General features: G+C 70.0%; 10 protein-coding genes. 9 read left to right on the top strand and 1 reads right to left on the bottom strand.

Annotation, left to right across the window (positions count from 1 at the left end; genetic code table 11):
• Positions 1 to 99 precede the first annotated feature (99 nt).
• The 4 genes from ABZ948_RS31835 to ABZ948_RS31850 all read left to right on the top strand — a co-directional run bounded on the left by ABZ948_RS31835 (position 100) and on the right by ABZ948_RS31850 (position 3,890).
• Entirely contained in the window at positions 100 to 774 is a 675-nt protein-coding gene (locus tag ABZ948_RS31835) for a PadR family transcriptional regulator (RefSeq protein WP_037760038.1), read from the top strand.
• A 44-nt stretch (positions 775 to 818) separates the two neighbouring features.
• Positions 819 to 1,901: an inositol-3-phosphate synthase gene (locus tag ABZ948_RS31840; RefSeq protein WP_359765368.1), complete on the top strand. Its 1,083-nt coding sequence runs from the start codon at positions 819 to 821 to the stop codon at positions 1,899 to 1,901.
• Between the two features lie 89 nt (positions 1,902 to 1,990).
• Positions 1,991 to 3,253, top strand: coding sequence for an MFS transporter (locus ABZ948_RS31845; protein ID WP_359765370.1), 1,263 nt, complete (start codon positions 1,991 to 1,993; stop codon positions 3,251 to 3,253).
• 124 nt (positions 3,254 to 3,377) lie between these two features.
• A complete protein-coding gene (locus ABZ948_RS31850) occupies positions 3,378 to 3,890 on the top strand; it encodes an LppU/SCO3897 family protein (RefSeq protein WP_359765372.1) in 513 nt (170 codons plus the stop codon).
• 100 nt (positions 3,891 to 3,990) lie between these two features.
• On the opposite strand, the gene ABZ948_RS31855 is transcribed toward ABZ948_RS31850, so the two are convergent.
• The gene (locus tag ABZ948_RS31855) at positions 3,991 to 5,436 is read right to left on the bottom strand and encodes a CCA tRNA nucleotidyltransferase (protein ID WP_359765373.1); all 1,446 of its coding nucleotides are present in this window, start codon (positions 5,434 to 5,436) and stop codon (positions 3,991 to 3,993) included.
• A 255-nt stretch (positions 5,437 to 5,691) separates the two neighbouring features.
• Here ABZ948_RS31855 and ABZ948_RS31860 point away from each other — a divergent pair, with 255 nt between their 5' ends.
• The 5 genes from ABZ948_RS31860 to ABZ948_RS31880 all read left to right on the top strand — a co-directional run bounded on the left by ABZ948_RS31860 (position 5,692) and on the right by ABZ948_RS31880 (position 13,938).
• Complete coding sequence (locus tag ABZ948_RS31860) at positions 5,692 to 8,097, top strand: DUF6049 family protein (protein WP_359765375.1); 2,406 nt, start codon at positions 5,692 to 5,694, stop codon at positions 8,095 to 8,097.
• Between the two features lie 43 nt (positions 8,098 to 8,140).
• Positions 8,141 to 10,408, top strand: a complete 2,268-nt coding sequence (gene murJ, locus ABZ948_RS31865) for a murein biosynthesis integral membrane protein MurJ (protein ID WP_359765377.1) — start codon at positions 8,141 to 8,143, stop codon at positions 10,406 to 10,408.
• A gap of 140 nt (positions 10,409 to 10,548) precedes the next feature.
• Positions 10,549 to 12,267 (top strand): protein kinase family protein, encoded by a 1,719-nt coding sequence (locus ABZ948_RS31870; RefSeq protein WP_359765379.1) that lies wholly within the window; start codon positions 10,549 to 10,551, stop codon positions 12,265 to 12,267.
• Between the two features lie 25 nt (positions 12,268 to 12,292).
• Positions 12,293 to 13,018: an RNA polymerase sigma factor SigM gene (sigM, locus tag ABZ948_RS31875; RefSeq protein ID WP_359765381.1), complete on the top strand. Its 726-nt coding sequence runs from the start codon at positions 12,293 to 12,295 to the stop codon at positions 13,016 to 13,018.
• Positions 13,015 to 13,938, top strand: a complete 924-nt coding sequence (locus tag ABZ948_RS31880; protein ID WP_359765383.1) for an anti-sigma factor family protein — start codon at positions 13,015 to 13,017, stop codon at positions 13,936 to 13,938. The genes sigM and ABZ948_RS31880 overlap by 4 nt, the downstream gene beginning before the upstream one ends.
• Positions 13,939 to 14,123: the final 185 nt, after the last annotated feature.

Raw genomic sequence — 14,123 nt, forward strand, 5'->3', positions numbered from 1 at the left:
CATGCGGAAGGCCGTTCTATCGTCGTGATGTATCGAGTCGATACATCAGCTCGACACATCGAGCGGATACATGCGCACCGCGGCAGAGAGGAGGCGACGATGAGCCGGCGATCCGGGATCCTCGAGTTCGCCGTCCTCGGCCTGCTCCGCGAATCTCCGATGCACGGCTATGAGCTGCGCAAACGACTCAACACATCGCTGGGCGTCTTCCGTGCGTTCAGCTACGGGACGCTCTACCCCTGCCTCAAGACGCTGGTCGCCAACGGCTGGTTGATCGAGGAACAGGGGAACGACGCCGAGGCCGTCCCCCTCACCGGCCGCCGCGCCAAGATCGTCTACCGGTTGACGGCAGAGGGTAAGGAGCACTTCGAGCAGCTCCTCTCGCAGACCGGGCCCGACGCATACGAGGACGAGCACTTCGCCGCCCGTTTCGCTTTCTTCGGGCAAACCTCACGCGACGTACGCATGCGCGTGCTGGAGGGCCGCCGCAGCCGGCTGGAGGAGCGCCTGGAGAAGATGCGCGCCTCCCTGGCCCGGACCCGGGAGCGCCTCGACGACTACACGCTTGAGCTTCAGCGCCACGGGATGGAGTCCGTGGAGCGCGAGGTGCGCTGGCTGAACGAGCTCATCGAGAGCGAGCGGGCGGGGCGGGACCTCAAGGGCCCCGCCTCCGGAGAGCCCGGCTCGCGTGACACCACATCTGGAGCGTCGGGCGGCCTGCCCCGGCCGGGGGACGACCCCCGTCCGGATACGCCCGACGACACCGCCACGTGAGAGCCCGCCGAGGGCCTCACTCGTACACACAGGGAGCAACCGGAATGGGTTCGGTTCGCGTAGCCATCGTCGGCGTGGGCAACTGCGCCGCATCGCTGGTGCAGGGAGTCGAGTACTACAAGGACGCCGACCCGGCGTCCAAGGTGCCGGGCCTGATGCACGTCCAGTTCGGCGACTACCACGTCCGCGACGTCGAGTTCGTCGCCGCGTTCGACGTGGACGCCAAGAAGGTCGGTCTCGACCTCGCGGACGCCATCGGCGCCTCCGAGAACAACACCATCAAGATCTGCGACGTCCCCCGCACCGGTGTGACGGTCCAGCGCGGCCACACCCTCGACGGCCTCGGCCGGTACTACCGCGAGACCATCGAGGAGTCCGCCGAGGAGCCCGTCGACGTCGTCCAGGTCCTCAAGGACCAGCAGGTCGACGTCCTCGTCTGCTACCTGCCCGTCGGTTCCGAGGACGCGGCGAAGTTCTACGCCCAGTGCGCCATCGACGCCAAGGTCGCCTTCGTCAACGCCCTCCCGGTCTTCATCGCCGGGACCAAGGAGTGGGCGGACAAGTTCACCGAGGCGGGCGTCCCGATTGTCGGCGACGACATCAAGTCGCAGGTCGGCGCCACCATCACGCACCGGGTCATGGCGAAGCTGTTCGAGGACCGCGGCGTCATCCTCGACCGCACGATGCAGTTGAACGTCGGCGGCAACATGGACTTCAAGAACATGCTCGAGCGCGACCGCCTCGAGTCGAAGAAGATCTCCAAGACGCAGGCCGTCACCTCCCAGATCCGCGACCGCGAACTGGGCGAGGGCAACGTCCACATCGGCCCGTCCGACTACGTCGCCTGGCTGGACGACCGCAAGTGGGCCTACGTCCGTCTGGAGGGCCGCGCCTTCGGTGACGTCCCGCTGAACCTGGAGTACAAGCTCGAGGTCTGGGACTCCCCGAACTCCGCCGGCGTCATCATCGACGCCCTGCGCGCCGCGAAGATCGCCAAGGACCGCGGCATCGGCGGCCCGATCCTGTCGGCGTCGAGCTACTTCATGAAGTCCCCGCCCGTGCAGTACTTCGACGACGAGGCCCGCGAGAACGTCGAGAAGTTCATCAACGGTGAGGTCGAGCGCTGACGCGCCGCAACTGATCGCTCCTGCCAGGGCTGTGAGGGTCCCCGGGTCGTACGACCCGGGGACCCTCCCCGTATGTGAGGCTGTGCCCCATGGCCGTCGTCCGTGACCTGCGCGTCCTGTTGCGCTTCCAGGGCTTCCGGCGCCTGCTCGCCGTGCGCCTGCTCTCCCAGGGGGCCGACGGCGTCTACCAGGTCGCGCTCGCCGCGTACGTCGTCTTCTCACCGGAGAAGCAGACCTCGGCGACCGCGGTCGCCTCGGCGATGGCGGTGCTGCTGCTCCCGTACTCGCTCGTCGGCCCCTTCGCCGGCGTCCTGCTGGACCGCTGGCGACGCCGCCAGGTCCTGCTGTACGGCAGCCTGTTGCGCGCCCTGCTCGCCTCGGCGACGGCCGTGCTGATACTCAGTCCGGTACCGGACTGGCTCTTCTACGTCTCCGCCCTGTGTGTCACCGCCGTCAACCGCTTCGTGCTCTCGGGCCTGTCCGCTGCCCTGCCGCGTGTGGTGGACGCCGAGCGCCTGGTCCTCGCCAACTCCCTCTCCCCGACCGCCGGAACGCTGGCGGCGACGGCCGGCGGCGGTCTCGCCTTCGTCGTCCGCCTGGTGGTGGCGGACTCCGACGCCGCCGTGGTGCTCGTGGCGGCCGGGCTGTACCTCTGCGCGGCCCTGGCCTCACTCAGCATGGCGCGGGAACTCCTCGGTCCCGACCGGACCTTGTCGCGCGTGCGCATCGGGACGGCGATCACGGGCACCGTCCGCGACCTGGTGGCGGGGGTACGTCACCTGGCCGCGCCGCAGCGCCGGGAGGCCGCCTGGGCGCTCGCGGCGATGTCGCTGATGCGGTTCTGCTACGGCGCCCTGCTGGTCATGCTCCTGATGCTCTGCCGATACGCGCTCACCTCGTCCACGGACGAGGGACTCGCGCTGCTGGGGCTGGCGTTGGGCGTCTCCGGCGCGGGCTTCTTCGCGGCCGCCGTGGTGACGCCCTGGAGCGCGGGGAGGCTGGGACCCGGACGCTGGATCGTGGTGTGCGCGGGCGCCGCCGCACTGCTGGAGCCGGCTCTCGGCCTGCCGTTCGCCACCGCCCCGCTGCTGGCCGCGGCCTTCGTCCTGGGCCTGACGACCCAGGGGGCGAAGATCGCCACGGACACCATCGTCCAGTCGTCCGTCGACGACGGCTTCCGTGGCCGGATCTTCTCGGTCTACGACGTCCTTTTCAACGTCTTCTTCGTCGGAGCCGCCGCCGTCGCCGCGATGATGCTGCCGCCGGACGGCCGGTCCGTGCCCCTGGTGATCACGATCGCCGTTATCTACGCGTCAGTAGCGGTGGCTATGGGGCGGTTTGGCCGCCAGTAAGTGTCACATCAATGACACAGAGCCACTTCTGGCTACTGCGCTGTCAGTGGGGACCGCTACCTTACGTGGGTCTTATCTCGCGACATGTTCGCGTCACTCTTCCATGTTCTAGGGGGACCCCCAAGTGACTACTCCGCCGCCCCAGGGCAACCCGTTCGCACAGGGCCAGCCCGCGGGTCAGCCCCAGGCTCCGTACCCGCCGCAGGGCGGCTACCCCCAGCAGCCCGGCCAGCCCGGCTTCCCGCCCCAGGGCGCGGCTCCCTACGCCCCGGTTCCGCCGCAGCCGTCCGGCCGCAAGCTCAGCTTCAAGACCATCAAGAACATCGTGATCGTCATGGCTGTGGCGAGCGTGGCCATCGGCGGCTACATAGCCAGCCGGGACGACGCCAACACGGCAGCGGTCGGTGACTGCATGCATCGCGGCAGCGCCAATGACGACAACCCGGACCTCGAGGTCGTCGACTGCGGTGACGCGAAGGCCCAGTACGAGGTGCTCGCCAAGGTCGAGGGCAAGTTCCTCACGGACGCCATGGCCTCCAGCAAGTGCGAGGCCGAGGCGAAGGACTTCCAGTACGTGTACACCCAGAGCGGTGACGGCAAGGACTTCCTGCTCTGCCTGAAGGACCACAAGAAGTAAGACAGACAGATCGAGGGGCGGTGTTTCACGTGAAACACCGCCCCTCGATCTGTCTCCACGGGGTCATGTTTCACGTGAAACATGACCCCGTTTCTCAGCCTCAGCCCCCCTGGCCGGCCCACCACTCCTTGAGAGCGGCCACCGCTGCGTCATGCTCCATCGGTCCGCGCTCCAGCCGCAGCTCCAGCATGTGCTGGTACGCGCGGCCGATGACCGGGCCGGGACCGACACCCAGGATCTCCATGATCTGGTTGCCGTCGAGGTCCGGACGGATGGAGTCCAGCTCCTCCTGCTCCTGGAGTTTGGCGATCCGCTCCTCCAGGCCGTCGTACGCCCGCGACAGGGCCGCCGCCTTGCGCTTGTTGCGCGTGGTGCAGTCCGAGCGGGTCAGCTTGTGCAGGCGGTCGAGGAGCGGGCCGGCGTCACGGACATAGCGGCGGACCGCCGAGTCCGTCCACTCGCCGGTGCCGTAGCCGTGGAAGCGCAGGTGGAGTTCGACCAGCCGTGAGACGTCCTTCACCAGTTCGTTGGAGTACTTCAACGCCGTCATGCGCTTCTTGGTCATCTTCGCCCCGACCACCTCGTGGTGGTGGAACGAGACCCGGCCGTCCTTCTCGAAGCGCCGTGTGCGCGGCTTGCCGATGTCGTGCAGCAGGGCGGCCAGCCGCAGCGTCAGGTCGGGGCCGTCGTCCTCCAGCGCCATCGCCTGCTCCAGGACGATCAGCGTGTGGTCGTAGACGTCCTTGTGCCGGTGGTGCTCATCACGCTCCAGGCGCAGGGCCGGCAGCTCGGGCAGCACGTGGTCGGCGAGACCGGTCTCCACGAGGAGCGCCAGGCCCTTGCGCGGGTGGGGGGAGAGGATCAGCTTGTTCAGCTCGTCCCGCACCCGCTCGGCCGAGACGATCTCGATGCGTCCGGCCATCTCCTTCATGGCCGTGACGACCTCGGGGGCGACCTCGAAGTCGAGCTGAGCCGCGAAGCGCGCGGCCCGCATCATCCGGAGCGGATCGTCCGAGAAAGACTCCTCAGGGGTGCCAGGGGTGCGCAGCACACGCGCCGCGAGATCCTCCAGCCCGCCGTGCGGGTCGACGAACTCCTTCTCCGGCAGCGCGACGGCCATCGCGTTCACCGTGAAATCACGGCGGACAAGATCCTCCTCGATGGAGTCGCCGTAGGACACCTCGGGCTTGCGTGAGGTGCGGTCGTACGCCTCCGACCGGTAGGTGGTCACCTCGATCTGGTAGCCGCCCTTGTGGGCGCCGACCGTGCCGAAGGCGATCCCGACCTCCCAGACGGCGTCCGCCCAGGGACGGACGATCTTGAGCACGTCCTGGGGGCGGGCGTCGGTCGTGAAGTCCAGGTCGTTGCCGAGCCGGCCCAGCAGCGCGTCCCGGACCGAGCCGCCGACCAGGGCAAGTGAGAACCCGGCCTCCTGGAAGCGGCGGGCGAGGTCGTCGGCGACAGGAGCGACCCGCAGCAGTTCACTCACCGCACGGTGCTGCACCTGGCTCAGGGCACTGGACTTTTCTTCGTTGGCGTTCGGCACAACAGAAGAGGGTACGTGGCCGGGGCGACCGCGAGCTCCCCCATTACCTGTGCGGACACGTCCATCAATACGCGCACAAGGCCCGCCCTCGAGATGTTGGAGACCTCTCATCCCCATAGGCCGCATACCGGACAGCTCACAGTCTGCCCGCGATCTTGTCGAGCGGACCGCGGCACTTCCCCTCAGCGCGCATCGTTACCATGCGTGGACGCACATTCCGACGACCACTGACGACGACGAGGGACGGGCGAGCGCGTGGCCGAGGCGGCAGACTTCCAGGGGACCAGTGCCTCACCTGCCCGCCGGTGGCTGCGGCGCACCGGAGCACTGCTCGCCGGTGCGCCCCTGCTGGCCGGACTCCTCCAGTTGCCCGCCGCGACCTCTGCGGACGCGGCAGGGCAGGAGTCCCCGCAGGCTGTCTCCGGCGCGGGCTCGGTGTCGGTAGCTGTCGACTCGCTCAGCCCCAGCGCCCCCACGGAGGGGGACACGGTGACCGTGTCCGGCACGGTCACCAACAACGGCAAGCAGCCCGTCACCGACGCCCACGTCGACCTGCGGGTGGGACCCTCGCTCGACACCCGCTCGTCCATCGACACCCTCGCCAAGAAGAGCGGCGACGTCCAGGGCCCCGCCGGCGAAGGTGTCGGCGACAAATACGCCGAGAAGTTCCCCAAGCTCACCCCCGGCGTGGCGGAACCCTTCAACATCTCCGTACCGGTCGACGAGCTGGACCTCGGCCGGGACGGCGTCTACCAGCTGGCCGTCGCGCTCTCCGGGGAGACCGCCGCGCAGCCCTGGGACCAGGTCCTCGGCATCCAGCGCACGTTCCTGCCGTGGCAGCCGGAAGAGGCCGGCACGAAGACGAAGACCACCTTCCTCTGGCCGCTCGTCTCCACGGCCCACATGGCCGCCGAGACGGGGTCGAACGAGCAGCAGACGCCGGTCTTCCGCGACGACAAGCTGGCCGAGGAGATCGCGCCGGGCGGCCGCCTCGACCAGATGGTGTCCCTGGGCAAGGGCCTCGACGTCACGTGGGTGGTCGATCCGGACCTGCTGGCCTCCGTCGACGCGATGACCAAGAGCTACGAGATCCGCGGCGCGGACGGCACCACCACCCCCGGCAAGAGCCAGGAGATCGCCAAGAACTGGCTCGCGGAGCTCCAGCAGGCGGTCGCGGGCAAGGATGTCGTCGCCCTGCCGTTCGGCGACCCGGACCTGGCCTCCCTCGCCCACAACGGCACGAAGGTCACCGGCTCCCTGAGCCACCTCAAGGAGGCCACCGACGTCGTCGACGACACGGTGGAGACGATCCTCCACGTGACACCGTCCACGGACTTCGCGTGGCCCGTGGACGGCGCCGTCGACCCGTCGATCGTGAAGGTCGCGACCTCCGCGGGCGCCGACAAGGTGATCGCCCGCAGCGACAGCCTCCAGGACAACCTGTCGTACACGCCCTCCGCGGCCCGGCCCATCGGCGGCGGCACCACGGCGGTCGTCGCGGACTCCAGGCTGTCCACGGCGTTCCAGGGCAACCTGACGAAGGCCTCCGCCTCCACGCTCGCCGTGCAGCGTTTCCTCGCCCAGAGCCTCACGCTCGGCCTGCAGACCGGCAAGCAGCGCAGCGTCGTCGTCGCCCCGCAGCGCATGCCGTCCGTCAGCCAGGCCCAGGCCATGGCCGAGGCGCTGGCGGCCCTCGAAGGCGGAAACTGGTCCGAGCCGCAGGACCTCTCCGCCGCCGCCAAGGCCAAGCCGGACCCCGCGGCCAACACGAAGGTGCCGCCGGCCTCCACCTACCCCCGTTCGCTGCGCGCCCAGGAGCTCCCGCAGGCCGCGTTCGAGCAGATCGCGAAGACGCAGGACAAGCTCGACAAGTTCAAGGTGATCCTGACCCGCCAGTCCCGGGTCGTGACCCCCTTCGGACGGGCCATGAACCGCGAGATGTCCACGTCGTGGCGCGACGACGAGGGCGCGGCGTTGACCTACCGCACCGGCATCGAGTCGTACCTCGACGGGCTCATCGACAGCGTGAAGCTGATCGAGAAGTCGGAGACCAAGCTCTCCGGCCGCAGCGCCACGATCCCGGTGACCGTCCAGAACAACCTGGTCCAGGGCGTCGAGCACCTGGAGCTGCGGCTCACGTCGCAGAACCCGACCCGCCTCAAGATCGGCGGTGACGCGTACGAGGAGCAGCAGGTCACCGTCAACGGCGGCCACAGCCAGTCGGTGAAGTTCACCACGTCCGCCAACGCCAACGGCCGGGCGAAGGTCGTCGCGCAGCTGTACACGGAGGACGGCCGGCCGTACGGTGCCGCCGTCACCTTCGACGTGAAGGTCACCGAGGTCACGCCCACCGTCATGCTGGTCATCGGCGGCGGCGTCCTGCTCCTGGTCCTGGCCGGCTTCCGGATGTACACCCAGCGCAAGCGCGCGGCCGCCCGGGAGGCCGCCGAGGACGGCGCCGCCGGGACGGACGACGACGCCGACACCGCGCAGGACCCCGCCGGCACCCGGCAGAACCCGCAGGCTCCCGGCGACCGTCTCAAGGAGGAGTCCGAGGCCGGCTCCCGGGCAGACGCCCCCGAGCAGCCGAGTGACCCGGCCCCGGACACCGCAGCGGAAAGCGCCGACCCGTCCGGCACGGGTGAGAGAGTGGACCGTTGAGATGTCGTGGCCGGTGGGCCCGGGACGATGAGGTGGGGTAACCATGAACGCGCCGTACGACGGTGACCACGGCCGTGCCGTGGGCGACTCGGGCTACCCCGAGTCCGGCGGGCCCGAGGGCGCGCCGCCCCAGCACGGCCAGGTGCCGCCGCAGCCGCCCGCGGACATGTACCTCCAGGACGCCTACGCCCAGGACCCCTACCGGGCACAGGACCTCTCCGCCCAGGACCCGGTCGCCGAGGCGCTCTACGACCGCGCCGCGCACCCGCCGCCCCCTCCGGGCACGTACCCGCCGCATCAGATGTACGCCCAGCCACCGCAGTCGCCGTACGCCCCCGACCCCCGGGTGTGGGCCCAGACCCCCGCACCGGAGCCGGAGGGCCCGACCCGGCACCTGCCGTACGGCGACGACCCCCGCACCACCCAGTTCGTGGGGGTGGACGACCTCGTCTCCCAGGCGGGCGAGCCACGCCAGGAGCCGGACGCCTTCGCGCACCTCTTCAGGGACCAGCAGCAGAGCAGCGGACACCCGTCGTACGAGCCGCCCTCGGTCCCCGGCCAGTCCCCGGCGCCCATGGCCCAGGGCCAGTACGCGGCACCCGACCAGGCCGCGGCGACACCGCCCCCCGTGGACGAGACGTCCGCCCAGGAGCCCGCCGTCTCACCCGCCCCCAAGAAGACCGGCCGCGCCGCGGGCCTGATGAAGTCCAGCGCCGTGATGGCCGCGGGCACGATGGTCTCCCGCCTCACCGGCTTCATCCGCTCCGCGCTCATCGTCTCGGCCCTGGGCGTCGGCCTCCTCGGTGACACCTTCCAGGTCGCCTACCAGCTGCCGACGATGATCTACATCCTCACCGTCGGCGGCGGACTCAACTCCGTCTTCGTGCCACAGCTCGTGCGCGCCATGAAGGAGGACGAGGACGGCGGCGAGGCCTACGCCAACCGCCTGCTGACCCTGGTCATGGTGACGCTCGGCACGCTCACCGCACTCTCGATCTTCGGCGCGCCGCTCCTGATCCGCCTGCTCTCCGACCCGGTCGCCAGCGACCCGGCGGCGAACCGCGTCGGCATCACCTTCGTCCAGTACTTCCTGCCCTCGATCTTCTTCATGGGCGTCCACGTGGTGATGGGCCAGATCCTCAACGCCCGCGGGAAGTTCGGCGCGATGATGTGGACCCCGGTCCTGAACAACATCGTCATCATCGTGACGCTGGGCATGTTCATCTACGTCTACGGCACCGCGGCCGACTCGGGGATGAAGGTCACGACCATCCCGCCGGAGGGCCAGCGCCTGCTCGGCATCGGCGTCCTGCTCGGCCTCGTGGTGCAGGCGCTGGCGATGATCCCCTACCTGCGCGAGACCGGCTTCCGGCTGCGGCTGCGCTTCGACTGGAAGGGCCAGGGCCTCGGCAAGGCCGTCACGCTCGCCAAGTGGACGGTCCTGTTCGTCCTCGCCAACCAGGCGGGCGCCATGATCGTCATCCAGCTGTCCACCGCGGCGGGCAAGGCCTCGCCCGTCGACGGCACCGGCTTCGCCGCCTACGCCAACGCGCAGCTGATCTGGGGCCTGCCGCAGGCCATCATCACGGTCTCCCTCATGGCCGCCCTGCTGCCGCGCCTGTCGCGCTCGGCGGCCGAGGGCGACGGTGGTGCCGTCCGCGACGACATCTCCCAGGGCCTGCGCAACACGGCCGTGGCGATCGTGCCGATCGCGTTCGGTTTCCTCTCGCTCGGCATTCCCATGTGCACGCTGATGTTCGGCTCCTCCGGCACCAGCGAGGCCACCAACATGGGCTACATGCTGATGGCGTTCGGTCTCGGTCTGATTCCGTACTCCGTGCAGTACGTGGTCCTGCGGGCCTTCTACGCCTACGAGGACACCCGAACTCCCTTCTACAACACGGTCATCGTGGCCGCGGTCAACGCCGGCGCCTCGGCGGTCTGCTACTTCGTCATCCCGTCCCGCTGGGCCGTGGTCGGCATGGCGGCCTCGTACGGACTGGCCTACGCGATCGGCGTCGGTGTCGCCTGGCGCCGGCTGCGCAAGCGGCTGGGCGGGGACCTCGACGGCGCCCGGGTCCTGCGGACTTACGCCCGGCTGTGCATCGCGTCGGTCCCGGCCGCCCTGCTCAGCGGAGCGGCCTGCTACGGCATCGGCCACACGCTCGGCCAGGGCGTCGCCGGCTCGCTCGCCGCAGTGTTCGCCGGCGGGGCCGTTCTCCTCGGGATCTTCTTCGTCGCCGCCCGCCGCATGCGCATCGAGGAACTCAACTCGCTGGTCGGCATGGTCCGCGGACGCCTGGGACGCTGAGACGGGGGGTAGGCGCACAACCATCGTCAGCCACCGCGTGTCGTGCATAGCGGCGGACTGTGGGCACAATTGGTTTCGGCGTCGGACGGCGCGCAACGGATACCGGCCGGCGCGCAATGGATGGGGAGGCAGGAACGACGGTGGCGGAACGGAGTACGGCTGCCGTCGACGTGGCAGACAACAGCGACGAGACGTCGCTGACCGCACAGGCGGACCAGTCCACGGCCGACGGGGTGGCCAAGAACCGGGAGCGGGACACGGACAGCGACGAGGTACAGGAGAGCACCCGGACCGACGGTTCCGGAAAGACCTCGCCGCCAGAGCTGCACAGTGGTCACAAGCTCGCCAGACGCTACCGCCTCGAGGAGTGCGTCACCCGTCTGGACGGTTTCAGCAGCTGGCGGGCCGTGGACGAGAAGCTCCGCCGCGCCGTCGGCGTGCACATCCTGCCCGCGGACCACTCGCGGGCCCGCTCCGTGCTGGCCGCCGCACGCTCCTCCGCCCTGCTGGGCGATCCGCGCTTCGTCCAGGTCCTGGACGCCGTGGAGGAGAACGACCTCGTCTACGTCGTCCACGAGTGGCTTCCCGACGCGACGGAACTGACCACGCTCCTCGCCTCCGGGCCCCTGGAGCCGTACGACGCCTACCAGATGGTCAGCCAGATCGCCGCCGCCATGGCCGCCGCCCACCGTGAGGGCCTCGCCCATCTCCGGCTGAACCCCAATGCCGTCCTGCGCACCTCGACCGGCCAGTGGCGCATCCGCGGCCTCGCGGTGAACGCCGCCCTGCGGGGCGTCTCGTCCGACACTCCGCAGCGCACCGACACGGAGGCCATCGGCGCCCTGCTGTACGCCGCGCTCACCCAGCGCTGGCCGTACGAGAGCGACGCCTACGGGCTGTCGGGCCTGCCGAAGGACATCGGCCTCATCGCACCCGATCAGGTGCGGGCCGGTGTGCACCGCGGCCTGTCCGAGCTCTCCATGCGCGCACTCGTCAACGACGGAGCCACCGCCTCCCGGCACGAGTCGCCGTGCACCACCCCGGAGGAGCTGGTGAAGGCGATCGGCGAGATGCCCCGCATCCGCCCGCCGGAGCCGGCGTTCACCGCCCCGCCCGAGTACCAGCGCACGACGTACCAGCAGGGCACGTACGGCCGCTCGTCGGCGCGCCCGGGCGCCACCCAGCCGGTCCCGACCCCGCCGCCCCCGCTGCAGAGCCGTACCGGCAAGGCCCTGAAGTGGGCCGTGTCCGCTCTCCTGATCGCGGCGCTGGGTCTCGGCAGCTGGCAGCTGGCGGACGCGCTCATGGACCAGGGCGGCAAGACGGACGACCCCAACAAGACGCAGAACACCGAGGACGACGACAAGAACGGCAAGTCCGAGGCACCGAAGCCCCTCGCCATCAAGGGCGCCGAGGAGTACGTCGCCAAGGGCGACGCCCAGCACCCCGCCGACGTGAACAAGACCTACGACGGCAACACGTCCACGGGCTGGCGCACCAACAGCTACCTGGACGGCCCGAAGATGGTGATAAAGCCGGGCGTCGGCATCGTCTACGACCTCGGCTCCGAGAAGGAAGTGTCGGCCGCGACCCTGTCGCTGCGGTACGGCAGCGACCACACCACGGTCGAGCTGTACGCGACCGACTCCCTCGGTTCGTCCACTCCGCTGAGTTCGATGAAGAAGCTCGGCACGGTGACGACCAGCGGCACCTCGGCGAAGGTCACCGTCGACAAGCCGGTGAAGAGCCGGTACGTCCTGGTCTGGCTGACGGCGCTGCCGTACTCGGGCGCCGACCCGTCCAACTTCAGCGACGCGGGTTACAAGCAGGCGATCACCGAAGTGAAGTTCACGGGCTGAGTGCCGACCGAGGGAAGGGGGTTCGATGGCGGACCGCGCCGAGCACAGCGGTGCAAGTGATCAGGACCTCCTCGCCCGGCATGTCGAGGGCGACCCCGACGCCTTCGGTGAGATCGTGCGCCGGCACCGCGACCGGCTCTGGGCCGTCGCCCTGCGGACGCTGGGGGACCGCGAGGAGGCCGCTGACGCGGTGCAGGACGCCCTCGTCTCCGCCTACCGGGCCGCCCACACCTTCCGGGGCCAGTCGGCCGTCACAACCTGGCTCCACCGGATCACGGTGAACGCCTGCCTGGACCGCGCCCGCAAGGTGGCCTCCCGCAAGACCTCTCCCGTCGACGACACCGAGCGTCTGGAGCAGTTGCTGGAGCCGCACGAGTCGGCCTCGGCACCCGCCGAGCGCAACGATCTCCACCGGCAGCTCATCGAAGCCCTGGGCACCCTGCCCGCCGACCAGCGCGCGGCGCTCGTCCTGGTGGACATGCAGGGCTACCCCGTCGCGGAGGCGGCCCGCATCCTCGATGTGCCGACCGGCACGGTGAAGAGCAGATGCGCCCGCGGCAGAGCCAGACTCCTGCCGCTGCTCACCCATCTCCGGCCGGATGGCACCGGTGGGGAGAAGAAGCCGGGCGGAGAACGGAACCGGACGCCGGGGACGGCCGTCCCACCCGCAGCGGGACCGCAGCGCGCGGGACCACCGGACACAGGACCGAGCGACCCAGCTGCAGTGAAGGGCGGAGGTGGACGAGCGTGACGTCGACGACAGACATGGCCGGGCACCCGGACGTCGCGGAGATCTCCGACCTCTCCGAGGGCCTCCTCCCACCGTCCCGGACCAGCGACGTACGCCGGCATCTGGACGAGTGCGAGCTCTGCGCGGACGTCTACGCCTCCCTGGAGGAGATCCGCGGGTTGCTCGGCACCCTGCCGGGCCCGCCGCGCATGCCCGCTGATGTCGCGGGCCGCATCGATGCCGCTCTCGCCGCCGAGGCACTGCTGAACGCCACGGAGCCGGAGTCCGCGGAGAACCGTGTCCCGGTGAACGCTTCCCCGTCCGGGTCCGAGGACGACAGCGGTGCGGATGTTTCACGTGAAACATCGACGCCCGCCGACCGACCCGCCGGACGCCCGCGCTCCTCCACCACCGGCCCGGGCCGCAAGAACCGCACGCGAAGCGGCCGCCGCAGGATCGCCGTGCTGGGCACCGTCTTCACGGTCGCCGCCCTGGGACTGGGCTCCGTCCTGCTGTCGTCGCTCGGCGACAACAAGCCGCCCCACGACACGGCGGGCGGCCCGCAGACCACCCCTGCGGACACGTTCTCCGAGGGGAAGCTGCAGAAGCAGGTCACCGACCTCCTGGCCGAGAAAAAGACTGGGGGCGGCGACTCCCGTACGCCCTTCGGCGCCGCGACCGCCCCCGGCACCAACCGCCCCAAAGCCGCCGAGGACCCCGTGGTGCCCGGCTGCGTCCGCGACGGCATCGGGCGCGACGACGCCGCTCTGGCTGTCGAGAACGGCAGGTATCAGGGGAAGAAGGCCATGCTCGTGCTGCTCCCCGACGCCGACGACGCCACCCGAGTCACGGCCTACGTCGTCGACGCGACCTGTGTGGATCCCCAGGCGTCCACCGCCAGCGGCAAAGTCCTCCTGGAGCGCTCCTACCCGACCGCCTGAGCGGGGCTCCGCCCTCTCCTCCCGCGAGAGTGCTGCGTCTTCTCCCTGTGAGGTGTCCGGCACGGATCCGCATCTCCGTGTGCCCGGACACAGTGGGAATGCGCGCCCCTTAGGATCCGTTGGGTGGGGTGAGAGTTCCGAGAAGCTCCCACCGGTCGTACGACGTAGACCAGAGACGAGGAATC

The sequence above is a fragment of the Streptomyces olindensis genome (assembly GCF_040645895.1).
Lineage (GTDB): Bacteria > Actinomycetota > Actinomycetes > Streptomycetales > Streptomycetaceae > Streptomyces > Streptomyces olindensis.

What these genes read in the sequence shown, in the direction of transcription:
- ABZ948_RS31835 (WP_037760038.1), top strand. Translation starts at nt 100, where the DNA reads ATGAGCCGGCGATCCGGGATCCTCGAGTTCGCCGTCCTCGGCCTGCTC.
- ABZ948_RS31840 (WP_359765368.1), top strand. Translation starts at nt 819, where the DNA reads ATGGGTTCGGTTCGCGTAGCCATCGTCGGCGTGGGCAACTGCGCCGCA.
- ABZ948_RS31845 (WP_359765370.1), top strand. Translation starts at nt 1,991, where the DNA reads ATGGCCGTCGTCCGTGACCTGCGCGTCCTGTTGCGCTTCCAGGGCTTC.
- murJ (WP_359765377.1), top strand. Translation starts at nt 8,141, where the DNA reads ATGAACGCGCCGTACGACGGTGACCACGGCCGTGCCGTGGGCGACTCG.
- sigM (WP_359765381.1), top strand. Translation starts at nt 12,293, where the DNA reads ATGGCGGACCGCGCCGAGCACAGCGGTGCAAGTGATCAGGACCTCCTC.